Below are 12,547 nucleotides of genomic sequence, written 5' to 3' on the forward strand. Positions count from 1 at the left end.
GCTGTGCCGCGGCACAGCTCCCTTTCTTATAAAAAATATCGATACCCTTTCAATTTATCGATATTCCCATTATATTTGTACATAAACAACAGACAAATAACCTCGGAAAAACAATCCGATTTCAAATTGCGATGGACACAATTATATCAAGTTGGCTCTTGTGGCTCATTATTGTGGCCATACTCATTATCATAGAACTGCTCACTTCCATGATAGCGACATTCTGTTTGGCAGCAGGTTGCCTAATAGCCATGGTATGCGCCCTGCTGAGCTGGGGCGTCGAAGCGCAGCTGATCGGAGCCATAATCGGCACTGTAATCGCATTTATACTCGTCCAAACAAAGCGAGGGAAGGGTAATATCTCGGTTCAATCCTTCATATCGTTATAAACATCAACGCACATTGAATACGAACTGTGACAAATCGAGAAGCGTAAAATCGCCTGCACAAAAACGAATCGACAGTATTGATCTGTTCAAAGGAATCGCCATTCTGGGAATCGTGTGGAAACACACCTTTCATCCGCAATGGTGCGATCTCATTCACATAAGCGCGCTTTTCTTCATCTTATCGGGAATCTTTTTCAAAGACGAGCCATTCATTCCCTTTCTAAAAAAGAAAATCCGAACCATACTTATTCCGTTCCTCTTCTTTTACATACTCTCCTATCTCGCCCGAATGGCCTTCTATTTCGGACACTTTCGCACCCTACACGGATTCGCATGGGATAGCCTGCTGGAAATCTTTTCTATTTCCAATACACCCGACTACCTCACGGTGAACATACCTCTGTGGTTTCTCGTCGGCCTATTCGTCATGCAAATTATCTTTTGGTGCCTGAACAGAGTAATACCCCGTAATAAATACCGCAGCTGCTGGTTCTTGGTAATCTTAGCTGCCCTATACGCTGGTTACGGCACAATCGAGTCTTGGCACACACCGTTTATGTTCAATATCGCCATCGAGTGTCTCCCCTATTTTATTGCTGGAAACCTTTTCGGACTACAAATAGCCCGATTTCTTTCCAAGTCCTCTCTGAAATATCTCCTCGCCCCGACATGTTTTGCCCTGTTCATCGGGTTCCAATACTTGCCGATCGATATCTCTATCCTTGCCTTTATCAAAGCATTGACCATATTCTTGGCAATACTTTCCCTACTGTCTTGCTTCGAAAACAGTTGCTCGATGATATGGACGACAGTCCGATATTTCGGGAAATCATCACTCTTTATCATGGGTATTCATGTACTCTTATTAGCCCCTATACAATCGATGGCACGCGCCATCACCGGAAAACCGAACTTACTCACCGGATTAATCTGCCTTGCGCTTACTATGCTCCTCATATACGTTCTTATACCTTTCACCGAGAAATATATCCCGTGGGCTATCGGGAGACAACGACAAAAACAGGACACGAAATTATCTCAAACAACAAAATAGTATGAATAAACAAGTTTTAACAATTAGGGGGGGGGTAAAACCAACCTCTTCAAAACGAATCGATTACATCGACCTTATTAAAGGAATCGCCATCATCGGTGTCGTATGGAGTCACACTGTACACCCGCAATGGTACAATGTAACCTACATAAATGCACTTTTCTTCTTTCTCTCCGGATTCTTTTTCAAAGAAGAACCATTCCCCGCTTTCCTAAAAAAGAAAGTCAAAACGCTCATTATCCCATTCACTTTCTTCTACCTCCTATCCTACCCGTTCCGAATCATTTTTAACCTTTGGGATTACCGTACGCTCAACAACTTCGACTGGGGGTGTATCTTCGATGTATTCGACATAACAAACAAAAGCGATTATCTATTTGTCAATGTTCCGCTTTGGTTCATATTTTGCTTGTTCGCCATGCAACTGATATACTGGTGCATGAACAAGATCACTCCGGAAAAATACCGGACAATCATATATCTCATATTGACCGCAGTAATCATGATCTGGAACGAGGAAATCAAATCTTACCCGACCATTTTCATGTTCAATAACGCAGTGCAATGGTTGCCCTATTTCATAATCGGCAACTTGTTCGGTCTGAAATTATCTCGCTTGATTCTCGACTACCCATCAAAATACATCATTGTACTGACAACCCTCGTCGCTTTCATCGGCTTACAAGCCATCGACTGTAATCTGCCTGCCTATTTTTTCCTAAAAGCCATCGTCCTGTTTCTTTGTTTCATGTCCGTCCTATCCTATTTCAACGACAACAAGAACCATATATGTGCGATTGTTCGTACCTTAGGAACATCTACCCTCTTTATCCTCTGCATACATATTCTCATACAAACTCCTTTCCAACGAGCCATCATGAAAATATTCGGACATCGGGAAGTATTCACCGGATACATCGACGTCGCACTCACCCTGCTCGTCATATATCTCCTCATTCCCTTCGTGAATAAATATCTTCCCTGGGCGATCGGGAAAAAAAGATAAGGATAAAAAAGAACCGGGGCTAGAATTATCCAGCCCCGGTATCTATATAGACAAACTACTTTATGGCTTAGGTTGCAACAAACGATTATACTCCAAATCGTCATTTATAATTTCCATAGCCTTGACGAACGAGGGATTTCGAGGATTCATTACTCTGAAATAGGCAGCCGTGTCGAACATATCCCGGGCAATAAGAGCCTTTATCTGCAAAGCTATCAACCCTTTGGATTTCCGATACTGCTCCTCGTTATATTTCACCTTTTCGGTTTCTCCCATCTTCAACAATTCAGCGAGCATATCGTCCGTAACCGCAAATTCTTCGACAAACTGGTCCACCTTTTTATACTTATTCGTCAACTCTTTCCGATGGCTGTCGAGATAATTGACCGGATATTGATTCAATACCCCTTTCGCCAACAAATCCCGATGGAAATCGGTATAAATCGTCGTGTCTAACGGTATAAAAATATCGGGCATAATACCCCCGCCGCCATATACCGTACGTTTACTCTTCAAAGTTTGGAATTGCAACGAATCCGGGAAGTGAATGCTATCGGTATAAATAAGCTCTCCATGATTGAACCGGTCTAGCAATTCCCGCTCATATGCCTCGTGACCTTTGTCATAAGGCTTCTGTATACTCCTGCCGGAAGGCGTATAATATCGGGCGACAGTCAACCTTATCATCGATCCGTCGGGGAATGGTATGGGACGCTGAACCAAACCTTTTCCGAAGGTACGACGCCCTACGATTATACCCCGGTCCCAATCTTGAATCGCACCCGAAAGGATTTCACTTGCCGAAGCCGAGCTCTCATCGACCAGCAAAACTAATCTCCCCTTTTGGAACTGCCCCCGTTTCGAAGCGAAAGCATCGTCCCGTGGAGAACGACGACCCTCGGTATAAACGATCGACTGCCCGTCGTCCAAAAACTCGTCGGCCATAGCGATAGCACTGGTCAAGAATCCACCGCCGTTGCCTTGCAAGTCGACAATAAGATTCTTCATACCTTTCTTTTTCAACTCCTTAATGGCATCAGAAAATTCCTTGTCTGTCGTCACGGCAAAACGGCTCACCCGTATATAACCCGTTTCTTTATCGGCCATATAAGATGCATCGATACTGTAAATAGGTATTTTATCGCGTACGATTCTGAATTCGATAGGCTCCTTCACCCCTTTGCGCAATACGGTCACTCGCACCACCGTACCCGATTCCCCGCGTAGCCGTTTCATGATGTCGGTATTTTTCATCTTCACTCCGGCTATGGTTGTATCGTTTACAGCGATGATACGGTCACCCGCCAATATTCCCACCTTTTCCGAAGGTCCGCCAACGATAGTCTGTATCACATACAACGTATCTTTATTCATATTGAACTGGATACCCACTCCGCTGAAATTACCCTGTAAAGGCTCGTTCATCTCCCGGGTCTCCTCGGCTGTCGTGTAGGTCGAATGCGGATCGAGTTTATCGAGCATACCCCGAATGGCATCCTCCACCAACTTATTCTCGTCTACCTCATCGACATACAAATTCGTTATGGCGAAATCGGCCAAACTGAGTTTTCGCATTCCTTCGCTTTGGCCTTGCGACCACATGGCTCCCACCGCTATCACGGGTAGGAATATGATAAAAAATAGTCTTTTCATCTTCAACTTAAAATTATACTAATTTCAACCCTTTGGGAACAAATTCATCGACACTGTGACCGAACCTTAAAAGCTCCCGCACAATGGTAGAACTGATATGAGTCAATTCCGGCTCGGTAAACAAAATTATCGTCTCTACCCCCGATAATTTCCGGTTCACGTCGGCGATAGTCTTCTCATACTCGAAGTCATTCACCGACCGGATACCCCGCAGAATAAACCGGGCATTCCATTGCTTCGCAAGGTCGATGGTGAGGCTGTCGTACGAAACGACTCGAATCCGAGGATTATCCCGAAACAAATCCCTCAACATTTCCAACCGCTGTTCCACGGTGAAATAAGTGCGTTTCGAATCATTGATACCTATGGCTATGACCACTTCATCGAGCAATTCGAGCCCCCTGCTCACAATCGACATATGACCGAGAGTAAAAGGGTCGAATGTTCCCGGGAACACAGCTATCCTTTTAGACGAGATTGGTGTCATCTTCTATAACCAGATTTTGTATAATAAAGTTTTGTCTTTCCATGGTGTTCTTGCCCATATAAAATTCGAGCAAATCTTTCACCAAATCCTCCTTACGCAGCGATACCCGGTCGAGACGCATATCCGGTCCGATAAACTGACGGAACTCGTCGGGCGAAATCTCACCCAATCCTTTGAATCGTGTCACTTCGGGGTTTGCTCCGCACTTCTTGATAGCGGCGAGCCGTTCCTCGTCTGTATAGCAATAATGTGTTTCTTTTTTATTCCTCACGCGAAACAGCGGAGTCTGTAAAATATAAACATGCCCTTTCTTGATAAGGTCGGGGAAAAATTGCAAAAGAAAAGTAATCATCAGCAAGCGGATATGCATACCGTCCACATCGGCATCGGTTGCGATAATCACCTTATTGTACCGGAGCCCCTCGATACCGTCCTCTATATTAAGGGCAGCTTGCAGCAAGTTGAACTCCTCGTTCTCATAAACGACCTTTTGGGTCAGTCCGTAAGTATTCAACGGCTTACCCCGCAAAGAGAAGACCGCTTGCGTTTCCACATTACGGATCTTGGTAATCGAACCGCTTGCCGAGTCCCCCTCGGTAATGAAAATACAGCTCTCGTCCTGTCGGTCGCCTTTGGTATCGTTGTAGTGTATGCGGCAATCACGCAACTTGCGGTTATTCAAATTCGCTTTCTTCGCACGCTCCCGTGCCAACTTCGTAACCCCCGCTATCGCTTTGCGTTCCTTTTCCGATGCCAATATCTTTTTCAGCATCACATCGGCCACTTCGCCGTTTTTATGCAGATAATTATCCAATTCCTTTTTCAAGAAATCGCCGATAAACTTTGCGATGGTCGGTCCATCGGGTCCCACGTCTTTCGAACCGAGCTTGGTCTTGGTTTGCGACTCGAATACAGGTTCCTCCACCTTGATACTGATTGCCGCTACCATACCGTTACGAATATCGGTATATTCGAAATTCTTGGCATAAAACTCCTTAATCGTACGGGTAGCCGCTTCTCTGAAAGCAGTCAAGTGCGTTCCTCCCTGCGTCGTATGTTGCCCGTTCACAAACGAATAATATTCCTCGCCATACTGGTTGCTGTGCGTGATAACCACCTCTATATCCGCTCCCGACAAATGAATGATAGGATATAAAGGTTCGGTTGTCATGTATTCGTTCAACAAATCGACCAATCCATTACGGGAATGGAATTTACGTCCGTTCAACAAAATGGTCAGTCCCGTATTTAAGAACACATAGTTTTTAAGCAACGGCTCTATCAATTCCTCCCGGTAAGCATAATTTTTAAAAATCGTTCCATCGGGAGAAAACTGAACCAATGTACCGTTCGGCTCGTCAGTAGGTGTCAAACCGCTTTCCGAGACCACTTCTCCGCAAGCATAACTCACCGAGTTACTCATTCCGTCGCGATAAGACTGTATGAAAAAACTCGACGACAAAGCATTGACCGCCTTGATACCGACACCGTTCAGACCGACTGACTTTTTAAATGCCTTCGAATCGTACTTACCGCCCGTATTCATCTTGGAAGAGACATCTTTCACTTTGTCGAGAGGTATACCCCGACCATAATCCCTCACCGAAACGACCTCGCTCGAAATCTCCACGACAATCTGTTTGCCAAAGCCCATCATGTGCTCGTCGAGAGCATTGTCGAGAACCTCCTTCAACAATACATAAATGCCGTCATCGGCATGAGAACCGTCCCCCAACTTCCCGATATACATACCGGGGCGGCGACGGATATGCTCCTTCCAATCGAGCGTCTTAATGGCATCGGAGCCGTACTCGAACTCAGAATTTATATTCGTATTCTCTTCCATAAATATCTATCTCTCACCGCTGATTTTTCGTATAATGCAAAAATAAAGCAAGCCGGGAGTAGAAACAAGCGCACTTGGTTATACCGAGGCACAGCCCATTTTCGCATTATGCAAAGATAACGCTAAAAAAGAGTAAAAAAAAGAATAACTCCCTTTTTACAACCTTTTTAAAAAATAGATATGCCCCGGAAAAGCGTTTGCTTTTCCGGGGCATATCTATGCGATCTCTTCTATCGGACAAACTACTCTACCAAAGCGAAATCGAGCTGTTTCCGCTCCAAGTTCGCGCGAGCTACCTTGATACGGATAGGATCGCCCAAGCGGTATATCCGGTGCTTGCGACGCCCCATCAGACAATAATTCTTCTCATCGAACTCGTAATAGTCATCTTCAAGGTCACGTATCGGCACAAGTCCCTCGCATTTATTCTCGTTGATTTCTACATACAACCCCCATTCGGTAATACCCGAAATAACGCCGTCGTACTCCTCGCCCAAACGTTCGCCCATAAACTCTACCTGTTTATACTTGATAGAAGCCCGCTCTGCGTTGGCAGCAAGCTGCTCCATATCCGAAGCATGTTTACATTCGTCTTCGAGCGACTGAACATTCACGCTACGTCCGCCCGCCATATAACGCTCCAATAATCGATGCACCATTAAGTCGGGATAACGACGTATGGGAGAAGTAAAGTGGGTATAATAGTCGAAAGACAACCCGTAGTGACCGATATTTACAGTCGTATAGACCGCCTTCGCCATGGCTCGTATAGCTATCGTCTCCACCAAATTTTCTTCCGGCTTTCCTTGTACGTTGGCCAACAAACTATTAATACCCTTCGAAAGGTCTGCTTTGCTACCCTCGGTCTTGATTTTATAACCGAATCGGGTGATAAAAGCGGCGAACGAAGCCATCTTGTCGGGATCGGGCAAGTCGTGTACCCGATAGACAAACGCTTTGGGCTTTTTCCCGTCTCTGGGTTTACCGATAAATTCTGCTACCGTGCGATTCGCCAGAAGCATAAACTCTTCGATCAGCTTGTTCGCCTCCTTAGATACCTTGAAATAAACCCCTATCGGCTTGCCACTTTCATCTATGTCGAACTTAACCTCATGACGGTCGAAATTGATAGAACCATTGTCAAAACGACGCTTTCGCAGCTTCTGCGCCAAATCGTTCAAAGCCAATATTTCCTCTTTATAATCCCCTTCTCCGGTCTCTATCACCTCTTGCGCCTCCTCATAAGCAAACCGGCGATTAGACCGAATCACCGTACGAGCGATATGCGACTTCTGAACCTCGGCATTACCGTTCAGCTCGAAAACACAAGAGAACGTAAGTTTATCCTCGTCGGGACGCAACGAACAGATTTCGTTGCACAATCGTTCGGGCAACATCGGCACGACACGATCCACCAGATAAACCGAGGTTCCCCGGCTTTCGGCCTCCTTGTCGATGATACTGCCGGGTTTTACATAATAACTCACGTCGGCTATATGCACGCCAACCTCCCAATTTCCGTTCGATAATCGGCGAATAGAAAGGGCATCGTCGAAATCTTTGGCATCCTTCGGGTCTATGGTAAATGTCGTTACCTGCCTGAAATCTTCCCGTGCGGCAATCTCCTCGTCGGTTATCGCGTCAGGAATCTTATTAGCCGCTTTTTCCACTGCTTCGGGGTAACGATACGGCAATCCGAATTCCGCCAATATGGCATGTATTTCAGTATTGTTTTCTCCGGCAGGTCCCAATATATCCACGACCTCTCCATACGGATTGCGGGCCCGATCGGGCCATTCGGTGATACGCACGACAGCCTTATCTCCGGTTTTTCCACCTTTAAGTGCCGTTTTCGGAATAAATATATCATTTGCCAACACCTTGTTATCGGTCAGCAGGAATGCAAAATGTTTCTGCACCTCCAACGTTCCGACAAATATTTGGGGAGTCTTTTCAACAATCTCGACCACCTCGCCTTCGGCATCGTGCCCTCTACGCTTGGCATAGACCAATACCCTCACCCGGTCGCCGTCCATCGCATGCATGGCATTACGCTCGGCGATGAATATCGACTCATCGTCATCGGTAATCACATGATTTTTCCCATTGACACGCCGTTCGAACCGACCTATAACCTCCGTTCCCCGACTGTTTGCCTTGTATTTGCCCGGAGAAACTTCTATCAGAAAATTCTGCTCCGCCATGCCTTCGAGCAACTGGAATACCATCTGTTTTTGAGGTGTAGTAGTAGCTCCAACCCCATGTGCGACCTGTTTGTAATTAAACGCCCGCTTCCTGTCCTGGTTGAAGAATTCGACCACCGAGGCCAACATATCTTCTTTCTTGATTCTCTTTGAACCTTTCCTTTTTCCTTGTTTCATGATATAGGGGTTTTAACATTGTTCTTAATGATACGGAAAACGGAGTAAACGGTAAAAACATCGAACTTCTCCCGACGAATACCAAGCGTACCCTACCCGCATTTTAGTATAACAAAGATAACGGAAATAAAGACAGAAACAAATTTTATTCATAAAGCTGTTTCAAATTTTTTCAACGATGTATTTGAAGCGGTTTATAAAAATTTTAATAATATAACAGATTAAAACGAACCCGTGACGACTCGTTTACACCATTAAAATTTTTTATAACTTTGTGCCCGCTTCGGGAATTACCGTTACACAAGTCGATACAAAAATTCCAAAGATTACGAAAATGAAAAAAATCCAATCTGTTTTTATCATTCTCTTAACCGTTTTCCACCTGTCCGCCCAAATGAATCAAGGGAAATACGTCCCTTTCCATTTCAGTTTCATACCACCACTAAGCTCCAATGGAATAAATGCATCGCAATACACCAACGGAGCCTCTTTCAGTATATTGGCAGGTATGTCTGCTAACGAAAGGAATTTTACATTTGCCTCGATCAGTAATGTCATAGCCAATGAAGCCCGGGGATTACAGTTTGCCGGCATATCCAATTATATAGGCAAACAGGGACAAGGTGTCGCCTTCGCCGGAATGACCAATATTACCAAAGGAACTTACAAAGGTGTACAATTTGCCGGATTACTCAATACCTCGAAAGATATAACCGGCCTGCAATTCGCAGGGCTCCTTAATATCGCCGGGAAAGTCCGAGGAGTACAATTCGCCGGACTTCTTAATATCGCCGAAGAAAGCGATTGCCCCATTGGGCTCGTCAATATAGTCAAGCGCGGAGAGATGGGCATAGCCCTCACTTATGACATATTGGGTAACGGTATCGTCTCGTTCCGCTCAGGAGGGAAATACACATACGGTATTATCGGTTTCGGATATAACCACAAATTACCCAGCGACAACAAGACCGTTGCGGAAGCTGGATACGGTGTACACATACCTTGTTACTCTTGGTTTCAGATAAACAATGAATTTAAAGTAACTTCCACGGCAACCTCCGATAAACCCTTTTTAAACGCAAGTTATTCCTTGCTACCTTCGTTCAAAATAAAAAAGCACTATAACATATTCGGCGGAGCGAGTCTCAATTATTCGACAACCACCGAGATGGACAACCAAACGCTATTTCCGCAGAACAACTTGTGGAAAAAGCACACCGACAATCGGCTGCAACAACTGTTTATCGGCTATCTGGTAGGCATTCAATACATCTTTTAGCAACCGGTCGCTACTCTTTCATCGATGTTCTCATGGAACGGAGACGGATTATCTCCTGAAAAAAATTTTTATCGTTACTTCGGTAAATTTAAATTCTGAAAACAATAAATTCACTATTTTTGTATAAAACGAAAATAGATACGCCTCGGTACAATCAACCGGATTTGCTTTTACTTTCGGCCTGTACTATCTTTGCAAAACAAATAAAGTGAAATCCATGACTGCCCTACTCGACCTTAGGGAACATCTACCGATAACCAACCCCACGTGGATATTCTTTCTCGTGCTCTGTATCATTTTATTCGCCCCCGTATTGTTGAATAAACTGAAAATACCTCATCTCATCGGTATGATTCTGGCCGGTATTCTCATCGGTGAGCATGGATTCGATATCTTGGCCCGCGACAGCAGTTTCGAATTGTTCGGACAGGTGGGACTCTACTACATCATGTTCTTAGCCGGCTTGGAAATGAACATGGAAGATTTTCCGGCTATACGGGGCAAAGCCATCGTATTTGGGATACTCGCCTTTATCATTCCTATCGTCTTGGGCTTTTTCAGCAACATACTCATCTTGAAATATGGGATTGTCTCTTCCATCTTGCTGGCGAGTATGTACGCCTCGCACACACTCATTTCCTATCCCATCGTTACCCGATACGGAGTCTCCCGGCACAGATGCGTCAGCATAGCCGTAGGGGCCACTGCCATTACCGACAGTCTCACCCTATTGGTTCTCGCCATCGTCGGAAGCATGTACAGAACCGACAGTGTAGGCAGTTGGTCTTGGTTGGAATTAATTCTTAAAGTCTCTCTGATGGGACTTTTCATCATCTACTCCTTTCCCCGCATCGGACGTTGGTTTTTACGGAAATACGAAGACGGTATCGTGCAATTCATCTTCATTCTGGCAATGGTTTTCCTCGCTGCCGGTTTAATGGAACTGGTCGGAATGGAAGGCATACTTGGAGCATTCTTTGCGGGACTGGTATTGAACCGCCTCATTCCCCCGGTCTCTCCTTTAAGGAATTACCTCGAATTTGTCGGTAACGCCCTATTCATTCCCTATTTCCTCATCGGCGTAGGTATGCTAATCGATGTACGAGTATTTTTCGGCCATATAGAATCTATGAAAGTAGCCGCCGTAATGACCCTCATGGCCCTTAGTACCAAATGGATTGCAGCATGGACCACCCAGAAAATCTACGGCATGAAGAAAATCGAACGGCAACTGATGTTCGGACTAAGTAATGCTCAGGCAGCGGCAACTCTCGCAGCCGTTCTTGTAGGATACAACATCGTTTTACCGGACGGTAGCCGTCTGCTCAACGACGACGTCCTCAACGGTACGATCGTGCTTATTCTCATTACATGCATCATCAGTTCGATAACGACCGACATTGCTGCCCGAAAAATGGCTTTGAGCGAATTGCCGCCCGACGATACGCAATCGGGTACGGACAACGAAAAAATACTCATTTCATTCAGTAATCAGAAAAACGTTAAAAACCTCATCTACTTGGCCTTACTCGTCAGCAACCCTAAAAAGATACACGGGCTGGTCGGGTTACACGTAATGTATGATAATTGCAGTGAAGCAGACCGCGAACAAGGGAAAAAACTTTTACTGCAAGCACAAGAAGTCGCGGCAAAAGCAGACGTAACGCTACAAACTCAAAACCGGTTGGCGACTAACTTATCAAACGGAATACTTCATGCTTCGAAAGAAAACGATGCCTCCGAGATTATCGTCGGACTACACATACGAGCCACACAAGACGAATCGTTCTTCGGCCCCGTACTGCTCAATCTACTGAACAAAATGGATCGCCAAATCATGATTCTCCATGCCGTCACGCCGATAAACAGAGTGCACAACATTCATGTCGCTATCCCGGAAAATGCAGAATATGAAGCTGGATTTTACCGGTGGACAGAACGCATCGCCCGAATGGGAGAGAATACAGGCCGGCGGATTTTCTATCACGGCCACGCCAAAACCCTGTCTCTAATACAAGCCTATCTGCAACGCTATCATACCAGCGTATTATACGAAATGCAGGAAACCGACGGAGGCAACGAATTAAAGCGTCTATCAACAGAATTGCAACTCGACGACCTCATGGTAATCATCATGGCCCGACACGGCTCTGTTTCTTTCCGGCCTTCGCTCGAACATGTCCCGCATCAAATCAATGCCTATTACACAGATAAAAATTTCATATTACTCTTCCCCGACAGCTATGCTCCTGCTTCTCCCGAACTTACGTTCGTAGAGCTACACGGCACACGAGGAACTTATGAAAAGAAAAAAGGCTGGCTCGATTTCCTGTGGAAAAAAGAAGAACAAAATTAAGAAGCTGTTTTAAATTTATTCCGAGACAGATTGAGACCTATGTTGAAGCAGATTGGAGTCCGAGATATGCAGTCAATAGCGGGCTATTGACAAAAA

General features: G+C 45.1%; 9 protein-coding genes. 5 read left to right on the forward strand and 4 right to left on the reverse strand.

What is annotated here, in order from left to right:
• Positions 1-131: 131 nt before the first annotated feature.
• The 3 genes from QVD32_RS11390 to QVD32_RS11400 are packed head-to-tail and all read left to right on the forward strand — an operon-like array spanning position 132 to position 2,449.
• Positions 132-389 carry a hypothetical protein gene (locus tag QVD32_RS11390; RefSeq protein WP_118686983.1) on the forward strand — a complete coding sequence of 86 codons (258 nt, stop codon included), beginning with the start codon at positions 132-134 and terminating at the stop codon, positions 387-389.
• A gap of 13 nt (positions 390-402) precedes the next feature.
• Positions 403-1,443: an acyltransferase family protein gene (locus QVD32_RS11395; protein WP_021891329.1), complete on the forward strand. Its 1,041-nt coding sequence runs from the start codon at positions 403-405 to the stop codon at positions 1,441-1,443.
• Position 1,444: 1 nt separating this feature from the next.
• Entirely contained in the window at positions 1,445-2,449 is a 1,005-nt protein-coding gene (locus QVD32_RS11400; protein WP_118686985.1) for an acyltransferase family protein, read from the forward strand.
• 60 nt (positions 2,450-2,509) lie between these two features.
• Here QVD32_RS11400 and QVD32_RS11405 read toward each other — a convergent pair whose 3' ends face one another.
• The 4 genes from QVD32_RS11405 to rnr form a co-directional block, all read right to left on the reverse strand.
• On the reverse strand, positions 2,510-4,102 hold the full coding sequence (locus tag QVD32_RS11405) for a S41 family peptidase (protein ID WP_021891331.1): 1,593 nt from the start codon (positions 4,100-4,102) through the stop codon (positions 2,510-2,512).
• 13 nt (positions 4,103-4,115) lie between these two features.
• The gene (coaD, locus tag QVD32_RS11410) at positions 4,116-4,589 is read right to left on the reverse strand and encodes a pantetheine-phosphate adenylyltransferase (RefSeq protein WP_008862898.1); all 474 of its coding nucleotides are present in this window, start codon (positions 4,587-4,589) and stop codon (positions 4,116-4,118) included.
• Entirely contained in the window at positions 4,570-6,435 is a 1,866-nt protein-coding gene (locus QVD32_RS11415) for a DNA topoisomerase IV subunit B (protein WP_008862899.1), read from the reverse strand. Before QVD32_RS11415 ends, coaD begins: the two co-directional genes overlap by 20 nt.
• Before the next feature lie 242 nt (positions 6,436-6,677).
• Positions 6,678-8,819: a ribonuclease R gene (gene rnr, locus QVD32_RS11420; RefSeq protein WP_373135613.1), complete on the reverse strand. Its 2,142-nt coding sequence runs from the start codon at positions 8,817-8,819 to the stop codon at positions 6,678-6,680.
• Between the two features lie 331 nt (positions 8,820-9,150).
• On the opposite strand from rnr, the gene QVD32_RS11425 reads away from it, so the two are divergent.
• Together QVD32_RS11425 and QVD32_RS11430 are read left to right on the forward strand one after the other, a co-directional pair.
• On the forward strand, positions 9,151-10,095 hold the full coding sequence (locus QVD32_RS11425; RefSeq protein WP_118686987.1) for a hypothetical protein: 945 nt from the start codon (positions 9,151-9,153) through the stop codon (positions 10,093-10,095).
• Between the two features lie 217 nt (positions 10,096-10,312).
• Positions 10,313-12,451, forward strand: coding sequence for a cation:proton antiporter (locus tag QVD32_RS11430; RefSeq protein ID WP_021891335.1), 2,139 nt, complete (start codon positions 10,313-10,315; stop codon positions 12,449-12,451).
• Positions 12,452-12,547: the final 96 nt, after the last annotated feature.

The sequence above is a fragment of the Barnesiella sp. genome (genome assembly GCF_022723415.1).
Taxonomy (GTDB): Bacteria; Bacteroidota; Bacteroidia; order Bacteroidales; family Barnesiellaceae; genus Barnesiella; species Barnesiella intestinihominis.